This is a genomic window from Bacillus sp. AR13-1, assembly GCF_008042285.1.
Lineage (GTDB): Bacteria > Bacillota > Bacilli > Bacillales > Bacillaceae_G > Bacillus_A > Bacillus_A mycoides.
The window spans coordinates 52,227-69,248 of sequence record NZ_QNUA01000020.1; the positions used below are offsets into that span (position 1 = coordinate 52,227).

The window sequence follows — 17,022 nt, forward strand, 5'->3', positions numbered from 1 at the left end:
AATGAAAGAACAGATGATCGAAATTAAATTTCCAGATGGTAGCGTTAAAGAATTTGTGAAAGGCATTACTTTAGAAGAAATTGCTGGGGCAATTAGTAGTAGCTTGAAAAAGAAAGCAGTCGCAGGAAAAGTTAATGATCAGTCTTTTGATTTACGACGAAACATTGAAGAAAGTGCGAAAGTTGAAATCATTACTATGGATTCAGATGAAGGGGTAAAAATTGCAAGACACTCTGCGGCACATATATTAGCGCAAGCTGTAAAAAGAATTTATGGTGATGTAAACCTTGGTGTAGGGCCAGTCATTGAAAATGGATTTTATTATGACATGGATCTTCAAAGTAGTGTAAACGTAGAAGATTTACCGAAAATAGAAAAAGAAATGAAAAATATTATAAATGAAAATGTAAAGATAGAGCGAGTTGAGGTTTCTCGAGAAGAAGCAAAAGAATTGTTTCAAGAAATGAATGATAGTTTGAAATTAGAGCTTTTAGAAGCAATTCCTAATGGAGAAAGTGTAACACTGTATAAACAAGGTGAATTTGTAGATTTATGTAGAGGACCACATTTGCCATCTACTGGTTATTTGAAAGCATTTCAATTAACTCATGTTTCTGGTGCATATTGGCGAGGTGATAGTAACAATCAAGTGCTTCAGCGTATATATGGTGTTGCTTTCTCTTCTCAACAAAAATTAGAAGAGTATTTACATTTTGTTGAGGAGGCCGCAAAGAGAAATCATCGGAAATTAGGTAGTGAACTTGAATTGTTTATGTTTTCGGAAGAGGCTCCGGGAATGCCTTTTTACTTGCCAAAAGGACAGATTATTCGCAATGAATTAGAAGCATTTTTAAGAGAAATTCAAAATGAGTACAATTATCAAGAAGTGCGTACTCCATTTATGATGAATCAAGAATTATGGGAGAAGTCAGGACACTGGGGACATTACAAAGACAATATGTATTTCTCAGAAGTAGATCATAAAAGTTTTGCGTTAAAACCGATGAATTGCCCAGGCCATATGCTTATGTTTAAAAATAAATTACATTCTTATCGTGAATTACCGATTCGTATGTGTGAGTTCGGTCAAGTGCATCGACATGAATTTAGTGGCGCTTTAAACGGATTATTAAGAGTTCGTACTTTCTGCCAAGATGATGCTCATTTATTTGTAACACCAGAACAAATTGAAGATGAAATCAAATCAGTGTTGGCGCAAATTGACTATGTGTATAAAACTTTTGGTTTCGAGTATGAAGTAGAGCTTTCTACTCGTCCAGAAGATTCAATGGGTGATGATAAATTATGGGAGCAAGCAGAATTGGCATTAGAAAATGTATTACAGTCATTAAATTATAAATATAGATTAAATGAAGGTGACGGTGCATTCTACGGTCCGAAAATTGATTTCCATATTAAAGATGCTTTAAATAGAAGTCATCAGTGCGGAACAGTCCAACTTGATTTCCAAATGCCAGAAAAATTTGATTTAAATTATATAGATGAAAATAATGAAAAAAGAAGACCAGTTGTCATTCACCGAGCAGTTTTAGGATCTTTAGACCGTTTTTTAGCAATATTAATTGAGCACTTTGGAGGCGCGTTCCCAGCATGGGTGGCACCAGTTCAAGTGAAAGTAATTCCAGTTTCAAATGCAGTGCATGAACAATATGTAAATAGGATTGCAGATAAATTAGCACAAGCCGGAATTCGTGTCGAACGAGATATACGAGATGAAAAGTTAGGATATAAAATTAGAGAAGCGCAAATGCAAAAAGTTCCGTATGTTCTTGTTATTGGGGATAAGGAAATGGAAAGCGAAGCTGTAAATGTACGGAAATATGGTGAAGAGAAGTCAGAAGTTGTTGAACTAGATGCGTTTGTGGAAAGTATGAAAGAGGAAATTAAAAATAGGAAATAGAGATTGATAATAAAACACACCATTAATATGTAATACTGAAGTTAAAGTAATTAAAGGTATATTAAATAACAATAATAAACGCAGAGAAGGGATAGCTTAATTGCTATCCCTTCATCTTAATTTCACAATCTAATCCCATTGGTTGAAGAAAGTTGTTATTTGTTTTTATTGAGTGTATTCGTCGCTTTTGTACTCCAAAATATCACCTGGTTGACAATCTAAAGTCTTACATATCGCTTCCAATGTTGAAAAACGAACCGCTTTTGCTTTCCCATTTTTCAGAATGGAAAGATTCGCCATCGTAATCCCAACCCTCTCCGAAAGCTCCGTTACGCTCATTTTTCGTTTTGCTAACATCACATCAATATTAATAATAATTGTCATATTCTCCACCTCAGACCGTTAAATCATTTTCTGATTTTATATTAATAGCTTCTTGTAAAAGCCTTTGGAGAACAGCAGCAAAAACGGCAATCACCATAGAGGCGAAAATGATGGTCAATCCGATTGGTATGAAACTTGGAGGATCAATTTTTTTCGCCATGAGATAGTAGAGTGGCATACCTAGCAAGTACAAGGTACTGATCGTGATGGCACAGTATTTTATATTCTTTAAAGCCTTTACCGATAATTCCGAGAACGCTTGGTTCTTATCAATATAGCTTAAAAGTTTAAAAGCTTGATACAGAGCAAAGTAAAAAGGTATCGCTGCCGCGTACATATCGATTAAAACGAGAGATTTCATATAAGCAATATCTGGATACAATTCTCCAGCGAAATTCCCAATCTTAGGCACCAAAAATATGCACAATGCAAGAACTGGGAATCCTATAAAAATAATAGCTAGCTTTAAAAAGAGTGTCGTAACTTGTTTCATAAAAAGCACCTCACTTATGTAATAACAACATGATTTTATCATGCGATTTATCGTTTTGCAATAAAAATATATTGTTTTTTATTGCGTTATTATTTTTATTGAAATATCTTTTAAATTTTGATAACAATAAAAAGCATTTCTCATTCCAAAGAAATGCTCTTATGAAGTGGTTTGTTTTTTTTAACCTTACAAAAATGTAAGGTAAATGTAAGGGAAATCGAATGAAAGGATTTTAGAAAAGTGAGAATATTAAGCAGAGAAATCGTTTGTATTTCTTATGTATCTCAATCTGCATTTGGAAAATTTAAAAATTCTTAAGAATTTTTATGAGAAAAATATAAGAAATATATGGGAAATTTATACTATACAAAAGGGATGGAGTGAAAGAGATGTCAACAAATGTAGTTACTGTAGAAAGTGTAGAAAAAACGTATGGGAAAAGAAATGAGAATCAGTCAAAAGCATTAAGGGGTGTTTCATTAAGTATTAAAGAAGGAGAGTTTGTAGGGATTATGGGTCCTTCTGGATCTGGTAAAACGACATTATTAAATGTGATTAGTACACTTGATCAAGCGACAGGTGGTAGTGTAACAATAGCTGGCACAAATATTACTTCTATGAAGGGGAATGCATTATCAGATTTTCGTTCTCAAAAACTAGGATTTATTTTTCAAGACTTTAATCTACTAGAAAATTTATCAATTTATGAAAATATCGCTTTACCACTTTCCCTGCAAGGCGTACCGTCAAGTGAGATTACTGGAAAAGTAAATGGGGTTGCGACGAAATTAGGGATTACTGAAATTTTAACAAAATATCCGACTGCTGTTTCTGGTGGACAAAAACAAAGAACAGCGGCAGCACGAGCTTTAGTACATAATCCGGCAATCGTATTAGCAGATGAACCGACAGGAGCACTTGATAGTAAAAATGCAAAAAGTTTATTAGAAGCGATGCAAGATTTACATGAAAATCACAATGTAAGTATTTTGATGGTAACACACGATGCATTTAGTGCGAGCTATTGTGAACGTATTTTATTTATACAGGATGGACTTCTTTATAAAGAGTTAAAACGTCAAGGAACACGAGAAAATTTCTATCAAGATATTTTAGGTGTGCTTGCCCAAATGGGCTCAGCAACTGAGTCGAAGTAAGGGGGGCGAGACTATGTTATTCAAATTATCACGTCATAGTATGAAAAAAATGTTAAAGGATTATATGGTTTTACTTATTGGTCTAGTCATTAGTATTAGTATTTTTTACATGTTCCAAACGATGGCGATGAATAGTGAATTTACAAAAGATAATAGTCTTATTAGTAGTATTAGGCTCGTCTTCTGGGTTGGTGCAATATTGCTTTCTTTCATTACAGTTTTTTATATCATATATGCCAATTCTTTTTTACTTACATTAAGAAGAAAAGAACTCGGTATGTACATGATGCTTGGAGCGAAAAAGAAAAAAGTAGCGCAATTATTATTTATTGAGACTTTTGGTATGGGGATTGTCAGTATTATTATCGGTATTTTAGTAGGAATAGTACTTGCTAGTGTAGCAGGAAATTTTTTAATGAATGGAATGGAAATTTCAGCAAAAGGTAATTACGCATCTGTGTACACACCAGCTATATTAGTTACATCTATTTTCTTCTTAATATTATTTTTCATTACTGGTTTAATGAATAGTTTCCGATTATTACGTAAAACAGAATTAGAGTTAATACGTGAAGATGAAACGCAAGATGAGGTGAAGAAAAGTAAGACTCGCACTGTTATTATGACAGTACTAGGTGTATTGCTAGTAAGTACAGGATACTATTTTATGGTGAATATAAAAATGTTTGCTGAACTAGGATTTATAATAGCGACAATTGTTACGACAGTAGGAACGTATTTCATTTTTAGCTCGTTGCTCCCACTTTTTGTAATGAAAATTAAGGGGAATAAAAAACGAAATGAAACGGGATTAAATAGTTTTACTTATGCACAGTTACGTTTTCGAGTAACTAGTTTATCGAGGGTACTAGGCACTGTAGCGATGTTAATTGCATTAGGTGCAGGTGCAATGACAGCAGGTATGGCGTTTCAAAAGAATGTAGGCATTATGACAGACTTCTCACGTGTATATGATGTCGTAATTCATGATCCAAATGAGCAAGATAAAGCGGCATTAAAAGAAATGGAAATTGTTGAAGAAAGCAAGTATAAGTATAAAGTAGATGGAGAAGCGGTTTATTATTTACGTAACGACTTAACTGAAAAACCACCACTTATTTCAGATCATTTTGATACAAAGACTTTAAAAGAACCTGCTCGTAAACGTGTGGCTACACCTTTAACTGAACCTGTCTATTCTGCTTTGGAAGCTCCTGAAGTAGCGAATAAGCTTCCTCGTATGCCAAAAGATTGGGAAGATGCGGTTGTAAGAGAGATACAAATTACACATAATCAGTTTAACGGAAAACCGGTAAGAATTGCAGATGAAGAGCATTACAAAGGAATTCAAGGAACAGAACATACTGTAACATTAGCAAAAGTAGATGATATGAAAAAATATAAACCATTGTTGCTCGATATAGATAAGAGACAAAAAGAATTAATTGAAAAAACAACAGGCGCAAAAGTAGAACTATATACGAAAATGACAATTTATCAGTTCATGAACAGTTTCATGAGCGGAACAATGTTTATGGGGTTTTTCCTTGGAATTGCGTTTTTAGCAATGATGGCGAGTTCTCTTATGTTCAAAATATTAACAGGCGCTTCTCGTGATGTACGCCGTTATGAAATGCTACGAAAAATCGGTGTGAGACGTAGTATGTTAACAAAAAGTATATATAAAGAAATCTCATATTTATTTATATTCCCAGCAATTATTGGAATTTCCCACGTGTTAGTAGGGCTTAACTTATTCAGCTTTATATTAGTTGACCCGTTTGTAAAAGTGTGGATGCCAATAGGAATCTTCATAGTAATTTATTTCATTTATTATTGGATTACTGTCCAACTTTATAAAGGTATGGTAATGCCGAAAGAGGAAGTAGCAAAATAGTTTAAGAAAAGAGTCCTTGTTTTGAAAACAAGGACTCTTTTTATTTGTAATACATTGTGACCAAGCCTTCCTATGATTAATGTATTGAAAATTAAGAAAATATTAAGGGTTTATATAGCGGAAAGTTAAGAAGTGTATGGGATATTAAGAATGTAAAAAAGATTGAGATGAAATTGGAAAGTGCAATTATTGTACATTCATATTTTTTTGAGGTAGTTTTACAGAACTAAATTGTTATTTTTACAAATTTATAAGAAAGGAAACGTCTTATGAAGAAGATAAAAAAATTAGTAAAACGTATTGCAGTCACTATTATACTATTAATAATTATGGCTTTAGTATTTCCTACATGGACCTCGCAAATAAAAGGGAAAAACAGTATAAGTACATTAGAGCAAGTAGAGATAAATGGAAGTGGTCATGAAATTATGATACGCGGAAAAGATAAGAAGAACCCAGTTATTCTCTTTATTCATGGTGGACCAGGTTCTTCAGAAATACCATATGCTCAAAAATATCAAGACTTATTGGAAGAGAAATTCACAGTTGTTAATTACGATCAAAGGGCAAGCGGGAAATCGTATCATTTCTTTGAAGACTATTCGAATCTATCATCAGACCTACTTGTAGAAGATTTATTAGCTATGACAGATTATATTTCAAAACGTCTTGGCAAAGAAAAAGTAATATTGGTTGGTCATTCTTACGGTACATATATTGGAATGCAAGCTGCCAATAAAGCCCCTGAAAAATATGATGCATATGTTGGAATAGGGCAGATGAGTGATACAGTAGAAAGTGAAATGGATAGCTTAAACTATGTTATTGAACAGGCACAAAATGCGGGGAATACAGATGAGGTTTTCTATTTAAAAGGGTTAACCGAAAAAATTAAAAATGGCGATACATACACTCCGCGAAATTATGTTGCGAAATATGGTGGAACATCAAGACTCATTGAAAATCCAGATGGTGATAACATGAGGATGCTATTTAGTAATGAATATAACTTGTTAGACGTAATTCGTTATAACGTTGGATTATCACATTCTCAAACTGTCTTATTAGAAAAAGATTTAAGGAATCCATTATCTACTAAAGTAACTAAGCTGAATCTACCGCTTTATTTTCTTATGGGTAAATATGACTATAATACTTCATTTCATGCAGCAAAACAGTATTTTGATAGAATTGAGGCGAATCAAAAAGAATTTATAGCTTTTGAAAACTCAGCACATTACCCTCAATTTGAAGAGAAGGAAAAGTTTTATGAGTGGTTGTGTGATACATTCGTAAAATGAAATTAAATAAAAAAGCACTTATTTTAAAAATAAGTGCTTTTTTATAGTATATAATCGAGCGAGAAGGAAAATGTTGGATAATAGTCGAAAGATATAATACAACTTCAGAGAAATGACGAGAATCGATATGTTTTGTCGAGAGAGGAGTTATTTTATTAAAAGGTATAGGTACTATACATAGTTTTAATTTCTGAATATTCATTTAAACAGAAGGGGTAATAGTTATGTTCATTCGAATTGGTAAGTGGTGTGGGGTTACATGTTTACAATTATTTGCGGCGCTTATTTGTATTCTATTTTTAGGGGCACTACCGCGTTTATTTAAGGGATTACAAATTGATTTAATCGGTTTTTGGAACACAGTTGTGTTTCTTGGAGAGAAGTTACTTCAACCAGGTGAAATTACGTATGGATTTCGGAATTCAAGAAAGTTATTTCCACAAATATGGATTCATTATGTAGAAACAATGTTTGTATTTATTTCGGCATTTATACTATCTTTACTCATTGCGTATCTTATCGTTGTGTGGGTATTACAGCGCTCTCAATCAAAGCAACGTATGTGGAATGGGATTTTCGTCGCACTTGAAAGTATTCCGGACATTTTATTAATTTTATTATCTCAACTTCTAGTAGTAATAATCTTTCAAAAGACAGGTTTTATGCCAGTGAAATTTGCAGGACTTGGAGAGGAAAGGGCTCGCCTGTTACCAATAATATGCCTTACTTTACCTACAACATTATTATTTATTAAGTTACTACTATTACGTTTCAGAGAAGAATTAGAGAAAGATTATAGTATATTTGCTAAGAGTAAAGGGCTAAGTTTAAGACATATTTTGATGCACCATATTTCAAGAAATGTCTTGTTAACAACAGTCTATTACGCAAAAACGAATATTTTATTTATGTTATCAAACTTATATATTATTGAATGGCTGTTTAATACGTACGGTATGTTCGTTTTCGTGAAAGAAAATTCGAAATTAGAAATATTTACAGTGAGTTTAGTTTTATTATACGTACCGCTTTTTATACTATTTCGTTTATTACATACGCTTTTACAAAATGTTATAAAGGAGCGTGTGTAACATGTGGCAAGTTGTAAAAAGAGATGTGAGATTTTGGCTAGGTGTTACTTTTTTGAGTGTACTAATGATTGTTAGTATTGGAAATACGCTGTTTTTCGATGGGAATATTCGTGAACTAACGATGATGTATAACGAAAAAGGAGAATTAGAGGCTGCTCCGTTTTCACCGTCGAGTAAATTTTGGTTCGGAACTGATGAGAAAGGCCGTGACCTGTTCCAGTTAATAATAGAAGGAGCGAAATGGACAGTTGGTGCAAGTATCGTTATCGCAGTTTTACGTGTAGTAATTGGAGGAGCTATTGGTTTATTACTTGGTATGTACAGTAAACGCTCATTTCCAGTTATCTCATCTTTTTTTGATCCGTTTAGTATTGTACCAATGATTATGATTTCCTATTTTATGTTAAATGCAGTTTTAACGTTTGAAAGTGGAGAGGCTGCTGCTCCGTTTCATTTACGGGTTGCGTTTCAAATTATAGTTCTTGCGTGCCTTGCTGTACCAACTGTTATGTTGTATGTAGCGCAAGAAGTAAAACGTATTAAGAATGAAGAATTTATGTTGGCGGCCACTGTGCTCGGCGGGAGTAAGTGGCAGAGGTTGAAACGCCATGTATGGCCGCATATGCTACCATCATTTCTTTTATTAGTAGCCCAGCAATTTGTAAGTACTTTATTACTCCTCTTGCATCTTGGTTTGTTAGAATTATTTTTTGGCGGAACAATAATTTTTGGTACAGAAGCAGATAGTGTAACAAAAGAATGGACTGGCCTAATTGGTCAAAACTTCCGTCATTTAACCACACATACATGGATTGTACTTATACCAATTGCTTTTTATAGCATGACAATTTTAGCGGGAAATCTAGTTAGTAATAGTATGCAAGATGCGATTAAGCTAGGGAATGTTAGAAGAGCGAATCGGAAGAAGGAAGAAGTGAAAGTAGAGAAACAAATACAGCCTACCATGAATGATTTTTCATTTCATAGTGAGGTGCAAAAATAAAAAAAGATAGCTGAAGACAAATTGTTTTCAGCTATCTTTTTTTCTTTAAAGTGGTGGTAAATCAATCTTACCTTCTTCAAATAATTCTTTTATCATATGTTTCGTATAACCGGCTGCTTGACCAAATGTGATTTTTGCTGGCATTGGTGCTTCATTTACATCTACAACTACATCAATAATGCATGGTTTACTTTGTTTTACTGCATTTTCAAAGGCGGGAAGTAAGTCATCTAACTGTTCTACACGGTATCCAATACCACCGCACGCCTCAGCATATTTTGCGAAATCAGGATTCGTTAAGTCTGTACCAAATTCAATATTTCCCATAACTTCTTGTTCAAATTTAATCATAGCAATTTTATTATTGTTTAATACAACGACAACGATTGGCAGTTTATATTTAACAGCTGTTACGAAGTCATTCATTGTCATTCCGAATCCGCCGTCACCACAAACTGCAAACACTTGTTTATCCGGGAAAGCAATTTGTCCAGCGAGTGCACCAGGTAAACCGCAGCCAAGTGTTGCAAGCCAACTAGAAATGATAAATTGCTGGTTTGTCATGCGGAAGTGCCTTGCTGTCCATACTGTTACATTTCCAACATCGACCGAAAGAATTGCGTCATCTTCTGCTACTTGTTGCAGAGCGTGCATAACTCGCTGTGGTTTAATTGGAGTCGAAGAATCTTCTTCTTGATTGTGTAATTTTTCTTCCCACTTTTTCATCATTTCTTGATGATGCTCTAAGAAGGAATGGTCCTCGTGTTTTTCTACATTTTCAATTAACCATTTTAATGTTTTATCAGCATCACCAGCTAAGCCGATATCTGTCGTATAACGTTTCCCAATTTGTGCGGGGTCTGTATCAATATGAAGTGTTTTTGCTTTTTCGGGTAAGAAACCAGTGAACGGATAAGAAGTACCAACCATAATTAAAGTATCGGCATGCTTCATTGCTTCATAAGAAGGTTTCGTCCCGATTAATCCTAATCCACCGATACAAAGAGGGTGTTCATCAGGAACAATCCCTTTAGCTGGTAATGTAAGTACGATTGGAGCACCGATATGTTCTGCAAATGCAAGTAAAGACTCTCTCGCATGTTTAGCTCCTTTCCCGGCTAAAATAACAGGTTTTTTCGCTTCATTAAGTGCGAGTTTCGCTACAGCTAAATCTTCTTCTTGCGGAAATATTTCTGGTAATGTAAAGGAAGAGTTTGTAATGCGCGCACCATTTTTCACTTCAAATTTTGGAACATCATCTGGAATTGTAAGAACAGAGACACCTTTTTTTGTATATGCCATTCGAATCGCTTGATTCACTACAGCAGGTAACTGTTCAGCTGACATTATTCGTTGGTTATAAACCGCAACGTCATCAAACATTCTTTCTAAGTTTACTTCTTGGAAAAAATCCGTTCCGAGTAAATCGCTTTCTACTTGTCCTGAAATTGCTAGTACAGGAGCTTGATCGAGTTTTGCATCGTATAAACCATTTAATAAATGAATCGCTCCAGGTCCTGCAATAGCCATACAAACACCAAGTTTTCCTGTTAATTTCGCATAGGCTGCCGCTGCTAACGCACCAGCTTCTTCATGGCGAACTTGAATAAATTTAATTTTATCTTGTTTTTTTCTTAAAGCTTCAATAATAGAATTAATGGAATCTCCAGGCATACCATATATGTGTTCTACACCCCAGTCAATTAAAAGATCCACTAATGCTTCACCGGCTGTTTTTCCAAACATAATCGTTCCTCCTTATAATAGGTAGATAACATTATGTTTTGGAGAAAAAGGAAAAATATACAAATAATAAATTTTTTCGCTTTAATGATGACCAGCGAATAAAGTAAACACTGTTATTAGTAAAAAACCACTAGTTGCCCACATGAGAAATGTAAGGAAAGAGAGCTGTTTCTTTGCTTTCCAAAGCATTTCGTGAATTGTGACATAGCCAAGAGAACCAATTGCGCTTCCCATAATAAGTCCTTGTAAATGGAGAGCTTTCCCGTCCATCAAAATGCCAAAAACAGTACCGGTCCCTAGGATGAGAGAAAGTAATAAAGTTGTTAATAAAAATGAAATATATTTATGTTTTGTAAAAAGAAATGGAATAATTAAAGCTAATCCTTCTGGAATATGGTGAATGACAATCGCAAGTAAGAAAGGAATGGCAGAGTCATTATGATTTATAAACGCTGTACCTAACGCAAACCCACTCGGCATATTATGAATGAATATAGCAAAAGAAAGAAAAAGGAAGGTTTGCCATGCTTGTTGATCTTTCTTATGTATAATCGGATGATGACAATAGTTATCTAATAAGCTCATAACTAAAATACCGATAGCTATACCGAGCATAGGCCCAATTATTTCATAGCTTGAAAATGTTTCAGGAATAATTTCAAGTGATAAAAGTCCAAGCAAAATCCCACCACATAATGCGTATAAGCGATGCATCTTTTCTTCAATTAGTTGGCGTGTTGCTACTCCAACAGCACCTCCTAATAGTAATCCACCGAACGAAAAAAACGTAACGATTATAGGAATCCATAAACGTTCCATATCATCACACTCCAATTCTATCCCCTTGTTTTCAGCTTACTAATAGGGGAGGGAGATTAGTCCAAATTATTATGACTAATTATAGAGAAAAAATTGTAAATTCATTATAAATTATATATTAAAATGAAATGGGGAATGTAAGTGCAAACAAAATGGAACTTATCTGAATATGAAAATCCAAAACGATATGATATAGAAAATAAAAGTTTTTCAGATTTTCCGTTTTTACTATCATGGGCGCAAAAATTAAATATACAAAATGAATGGATTTTAGATATTGCATGTGGAACAGGGAGAGTCACGGACGCGTTTATATAGAAATGCGTCCGATTGTTATATAGTAAGTTATTAGAAAAAATGATCAAACTGTATTTCACATTAACAATAGACTATGTGTCTTTGTTTTAATTGTAAGGAAGAATAAGAGGAGCTGCAGTGGAGTGCTATGGTGGGGACTGTGAAAATACAATTATAAAGAAAATGAAGGATAAGGTCATAATCAAATGTTGTTTACTGAGCCATTAGAGTTTTATATAATATACAAATAAATAAAACTGGATGGTTGCCAGTTTAGAGAGACATAAAAAAATGTCCTGGTATTTAGATAATGTTTATGAGTTAAATAAAGAAAAACGAATGTAATAAAAATTTACTATACTAACTTTATGGAGAGTAATGTTATGAAAGCAGAAAAAATACTTGAAACACTAGATAGGTACGCGGAGGAGTTTGATTTTCCAGTACTTGATAACTATAATTTTGACTTAGCACAATCCAGAATATCTGTTTTTCGAGAGGAAGACAAGTGGCTCATAGTATTTGAGGTTGTGGGCGTTGATGCAAACCTTGAGATATCGAATAACTTCTATGTGTATAGTAATAGCATGAGACAGCAAGGATTCTTTTCATGTTTCGATGAAATCTTAACGCTTGTAAATGAAGAATATTGGTACGATGATGAAGAGCATTTTCTTGTAGATCCTTTTCATATGGAGTTACTTTTGAAAGGAGAACGTATCACTTTAACACCAACTGTAGAAGAGTATAAGCGTTTAGGAATTGAAACTGATTCATTTCATCCTACCAAACTTATTCGTTTTTTAACTTCTAAATATAAGGAGAAATTCTGGGTAAATCCCTCGGACATATTAGATGAAACCAATGCAGAATTTAAACCAAATCAATTTTATCAAACAGAAGAATGGGAACATCCTGATATAAGTGATGATCAAAAACCGAGTGAGAGCATATTCTTTCAAAGTTTAGCTAAAGCGATTGAATTAAATAATGTGAATTTGATAACTGTAGGGAAAGTAAATAATGATTGGACCAATTGGACATGGAGTGATTTTGAAAAACAAGAAGAGAATGACATTTAAATAAGAAACTGTTTTTCCCCACCTATGATACATTGAAGCATTTGTAACATTATTTTATCGGAAAAGCCATGTATGAACTTCGCTTTCACATCTAAATCATTTGAGTTGAACAATCGTATTAGTTATTACTAATATGTGTGTCAAAATATTTTTAAAAAAGATAGATAAATGTTTCTTCGCTTTATTTTTAATGTGAGAAGGAATGTAAATAACGAACAAAAAAATAATATAGTTAGTGGAAGCGAAGGAAATGTTATAGTGTTTGATGCACACATTAAGAGGTTTTATGTAACAGGAAAGAGAAGCTTTTTGTTTGAATTTCAGGGTATACAAAATGTAAACGTTGACTGGGATTTATTTCTCATGCTAACATATAGATAATTTAATCAAGGCGGTGGAAATGTATTGGACTCAGATGTTGACTCGGATAGGTGGCTAAATGACCTCGATTTTCTCAGAGTACCCCTCATCATTTTGAGAATGTAGATTTTATACAATCTCATGTCAATGTGTATGAAGTAGGTCTGGAAAGAGAAAATATATCAGGAGGTGAATCCTTTAGTTTCAAGGAAGCTAAGGGAATTAGTTGGACATATTTAATTTAATCATGGTAGTGGTTTTAATCGCATGTACTGCATTTTTCGTAGCAATTGAGTTTGCTATTGTAAAAGTAAGAGGATCAAAGATTGATCAATTTGTACTAGAAGGAAAGAAGGGTGCGCTGGCAGCGAAGAAAGTGACATCAAACTTGGATGAGTATTTGTCAGCTTGTCAATTAGGGATTACAGTTACAGCAATGGGACTCGGGGCACTAGGTGAACCAACGATTGAGAGACTTTTACATCCTTTATTTGATAAGTGGAACATCAATCCTTCCATTGCAGGTGTATTATCTTTAGGAATTGCTTTTACTATTATGACGTACTTACATGTTGTAGTTGGTGAATTAGCACCAAAAACATTCGCGATTCAAAAGGCTGAGAAGGTTACGTTATTACTTTCGGCTCCGCTTATCTGGTTCTACAAAATCATGTATCCGTTTATTCGCTTGTTAAATGGCTCTGCAAGGATGATAACAGGAATGTTCGGCTTAAAACCTGCATCAGAGCATGATGTAGCACATACAGAAGAAGAATTACGATTGATTCTTTCTGAAAGTTATGAACGTGGAGAAATTAATCAAGCTGAATACAAATATGTAAATAATATTTTTGAATTTGATAATCGTATTGCGAAAGAAATAATGGTCCCCCGTACAGAAATTATAGGGCTACATGTAGATAATTCTTTAGCAGACCATATGAAAATAATCCGTGATGAAAAGTATACACGTTACCCAGTATTTGGGGAAGATAAAGATGAAATCATTGGCATGGTGAATGTGAAAGACTTCTTTATTCGTTATATGAATAAGGAAACAAAAGAATTCAATTCTATTCAATCGTATACGCGTCCAGTAATTGAAGTAATTGAGACCATACCAATACATAATCTTTTACTACAAATGCAAAAGAAACGTATTCCGTTGGCTGTGTTATATGATGAATACGGCGGTACGGCTGGTATTGTAACAATTGAGGATATTCTGGAAGAGATTGTAGGAGAAATCCGTGATGAATATGATGAAGATGAGCGTCCGCCCATCCAGCAAATGAATGAAGGTCATGTTGTCGTAGAAGGTAAAGTATTAATTAGCGAATTAAATGATTTACTAGGATTACATATGAATGATAGTGATGTTGACACGATTGGTGGTTGGATTCTGATGCAGAATTATGATATCCAGGAAGGGCAAACAGTGAATAGCGAAGGATATGCATTTAAAATTCTTTCTAAAGACCCTCACCAAATCAAACGTGTTGAAATACAAAAAGAAATGTTGGAAGCAGCAACTGTATAGTTGCTGCTTTTATCCTTTTTGGCAAGAAGACTCCATCTGATTTGTGTTACGGGTGAAACCCAACAATTCAGGTGTAGATGAATTGCCGTCAGAAGGTAGGCTGAACTCTTTTGTTTCGTTCATAACAATTTTTTGAGGGCGAATATTTGTTTCTTTTTGTCTTACGATATAATCTGCCCTTAGATAAGGAGGGAATATATCGTAAGACAACGAAATTGGATAATAATAATCATTCGGTTACTTGCGCTAAAAGGAATTACGATGAAGACCATGTTCACATTTTGTTCCAAATATTGATTTGTTAAAAGTAACTAATGATTTTAATAAACCCTCTGAGAAAGGTGGTGAAAACAATGGCTAGAAAGAAAGCAGTGAAAGTATTAAGTAAACAAAAGAAAAGAGAAAACATACAACGATTCACGCAGAAACAGAATATCGGACGAGCTTGCCTTACTGCGAAAGAATTTCGCTTACTGCAACGCATGTCACATAGTTCAAAAGCGTTGCGAAATGTTGGATTATACACAATTAAACAAAGTTACTTGAATAATAACAAGATGGCTACTGTAAAAGAAGTGGACACTGCCATGCAAGCCGATATGAATTACTGGGGCATTCAATCAAACTCTGTTCAAGCGATTCGTAGATCCTTATTTACAGAAGTAAAAAGCTTTTTTAAAGGATTGGAACAGTGGAAGAAAAAACCTAAAACCTTCGCAGGTCGTCCTAAGTTTCCGAATTATTCTGGTTCAACTGACAAACGAATTATTGAAATCTATCAAGTTCCAAAAGTGGATGATAACGGGTATTGGATGATTCCAATGAATGTTGCATTCAGGAAAAAATTCGGTTCCATTAAAATACGTATGCCTAAAAATGTAAGAAATAAAAAAATCTCCTACATTGAGATTGTACCGAAGCAAAAAGGTCGGTTCTTTGAGGTGCATTACACATATGAAATGCACGTTTCTCAAATGAAGAAACCATCCACGACTACTAGTAACGCTTTGAGTTGCGATTTAGGTGTAGATAGATTATTAAGTTGCGTAACAAATACAGGTGATGCATTTTTAATTGATGGAAAAAAACTAAAATCTATTAACCAGTACTTCAACAAAATGATACGTAATCTCCAACTGAAAAATGTGGAAAATGGACTTTCTAAACGAGTTGTAACGAACAAAATGGCTGCACTTTGGCATAAACGGGAACGACAAATAAATGGTTACATTTCACAAACTGTCGGCTTGTTGTTCAAAAAAGTGAAAGCATGTAACATAGATATGGTTGTCGTAGGGTATAACACTGGTTGGAAACAAAAATCTGATATGGGGAAAAAGAATAATCAAAAATTTGTTCAAATCCCATTTCATAAACTGATTGCAGCGATTGAGAATAAATGTATAAAAGAAGGTATACGATTTTTAAAACAAGAAGAAAGCTATACTTCAAAAGCTAGTTTTCTTGATAAAGATAAGATTCCAGTTTGGTCTAAGGAGGATAGGACTCATTATCGCTTTAGTGGCAAACGAATCACTCGTGGTCTGTATCAAAGTAAATCAGGAACATGTATTCACGCTGATATTAATGGTGCGTTGAATACATTGCAAAAATCAAGAGTTGTAGAATTGGATGAAAATCTTAAAGTGAAAACGCCGATTCTATTAGAAGTGCAAAAACGTAAGGCTGTTGCTTCGCGCATAGCTTAGTGGATGTGTCAACCATCCATGTGTACTCGACTTGTCGGGGCCTGTAGCACACGCCGGATTCATCTGAGTGGTGGCTTCTTCTATAAGGAAGAACTGCTCTTTTTCGAAAGGGTGGTGCAAGTGGGGAAACGATTATTCGTTTCTAGTACCAACCAAAAACATACTTGGGGTGTTACTGTGAGGTGGCATGAATGCTAGAGCGTCAACTGTCTAGTGATAGAT

General features: G+C 34.2%; 13 protein-coding genes and 2 pseudogenes. 10 read left to right on the forward strand and 5 right to left on the reverse strand.

The window, feature by feature from the left end:
- Position 1 precedes the first annotated feature (1 nt).
- The gene (gene thrS, locus DN408_RS16290; RefSeq protein WP_078179266.1) at positions 2–1,921 is read left to right on the forward strand and encodes a threonine--tRNA ligase; all 1,920 of its coding nucleotides are present in this window, start codon (positions 2–4) and stop codon (positions 1,919–1,921) included.
- Between the two features lie 165 nt (positions 1,922–2,086).
- On the opposite strand, the gene DN408_RS16295 is transcribed toward thrS, so the two are convergent.
- Together DN408_RS16295 and DN408_RS16300 are read right to left on the reverse strand one after the other, a co-directional pair.
- The gene (locus tag DN408_RS16295) at positions 2,087–2,305 is read right to left on the reverse strand and encodes a helix-turn-helix domain-containing protein (RefSeq protein ID WP_002127301.1); all 219 of its coding nucleotides are present in this window, start codon (positions 2,303–2,305) and stop codon (positions 2,087–2,089) included.
- 10 nt (positions 2,306–2,315) lie between these two features.
- Positions 2,316–2,798 (reverse strand): DUF2975 domain-containing protein, encoded by a 483-nt coding sequence (locus DN408_RS16300; RefSeq protein WP_002127302.1) that lies wholly within the window; start codon positions 2,796–2,798, stop codon positions 2,316–2,318.
- Between the two features lie 389 nt (positions 2,799–3,187).
- Here DN408_RS16300 and DN408_RS16305 point away from each other — a divergent pair, with 389 nt between their 5' ends.
- The 5 genes from DN408_RS16305 (at position 3,188) to DN408_RS16325 (ending at position 9,247) form a co-directional block, all read left to right on the forward strand.
- Complete coding sequence (locus tag DN408_RS16305) at positions 3,188–3,955, forward strand: ABC transporter ATP-binding protein (protein ID WP_002127303.1); 768 nt, start codon at positions 3,188–3,190, stop codon at positions 3,953–3,955.
- Between the two features lie 13 nt (positions 3,956–3,968).
- Complete coding sequence (locus tag DN408_RS16310) at positions 3,969–5,852, forward strand: ABC transporter permease (RefSeq protein WP_078178806.1); 1,884 nt, start codon at positions 3,969–3,971, stop codon at positions 5,850–5,852.
- Positions 5,853–6,121: 269 nt separating this feature from the next.
- Positions 6,122–7,153: an alpha/beta fold hydrolase gene (locus DN408_RS16315; protein WP_078178807.1), complete on the forward strand. Its 1,032-nt coding sequence runs from the start codon at positions 6,122–6,124 to the stop codon at positions 7,151–7,153.
- A gap of 224 nt (positions 7,154–7,377) precedes the next feature.
- Positions 7,378–8,244 (forward strand): ABC transporter permease subunit, encoded by an 867-nt coding sequence (locus tag DN408_RS16320; protein ID WP_002185902.1) that lies wholly within the window; start codon positions 7,378–7,380, stop codon positions 8,242–8,244.
- Position 8,245: 1 nt separating this feature from the next.
- Positions 8,246–9,247: an ABC transporter permease gene (locus DN408_RS16325; RefSeq protein ID WP_002168428.1), complete on the forward strand. Its 1,002-nt coding sequence runs from the start codon at positions 8,246–8,248 to the stop codon at positions 9,245–9,247.
- 45 nt (positions 9,248–9,292) lie between these two features.
- Here the strand turns inward: DN408_RS16325 and DN408_RS16330 are convergent, their stop codons facing one another.
- Both DN408_RS16330 and DN408_RS16335 read right to left on the reverse strand, forming a co-directional pair.
- A complete protein-coding gene (locus DN408_RS16330) occupies positions 9,293–10,993 on the reverse strand; it encodes a pyruvate oxidase (RefSeq protein ID WP_002168427.1) in 1,701 nt (566 codons plus the stop codon).
- Between the two features lie 81 nt (positions 10,994–11,074).
- On the reverse strand, positions 11,075–11,812 hold the full coding sequence (locus DN408_RS16335; RefSeq protein WP_002168426.1) for a ZIP family metal transporter: 738 nt from the start codon (positions 11,810–11,812) through the stop codon (positions 11,075–11,077).
- Between the two features lie 141 nt (positions 11,813–11,953).
- On the opposite strand from DN408_RS16335, the pseudogene DN408_RS16340 reads away from it, so the two are divergent.
- Both DN408_RS16340 and DN408_RS32040 read left to right on the forward strand, forming a co-directional pair.
- Positions 11,954–12,127: pseudogene (locus DN408_RS16340) on the forward strand (SAM-dependent methyltransferase); the annotation flags it as partial.
- Positions 12,128–12,492: 365 nt separating this feature from the next.
- A complete protein-coding gene (locus DN408_RS32040) occupies positions 12,493–13,191 on the forward strand; it encodes a DUF7003 family protein (protein WP_233154295.1) in 699 nt (232 codons plus the stop codon).
- Positions 13,192–13,202: 11 nt separating this feature from the next.
- Here DN408_RS32040 and DN408_RS32045 read toward each other — a convergent pair.
- Positions 13,203–13,304: pseudogene (locus tag DN408_RS32045) on the reverse strand (ArsR/SmtB family transcription factor); the annotation flags it as partial.
- Between the two features lie 473 nt (positions 13,305–13,777).
- Here DN408_RS32045 and DN408_RS16355 point away from each other — a divergent pair.
- Entirely contained in the window at positions 13,778–15,091 is a 1,314-nt protein-coding gene (locus DN408_RS16355; protein ID WP_002168422.1) for a hemolysin family protein, read from the forward strand.
- Between the two features lie 353 nt (positions 15,092–15,444).
- Entirely contained in the window at positions 15,445–16,800 is a 1,356-nt protein-coding gene (locus DN408_RS16365; RefSeq protein WP_078178808.1) for an RNA-guided endonuclease TnpB family protein, read from the forward strand.
- Positions 16,801–17,022 lie beyond the last annotated feature (222 nt).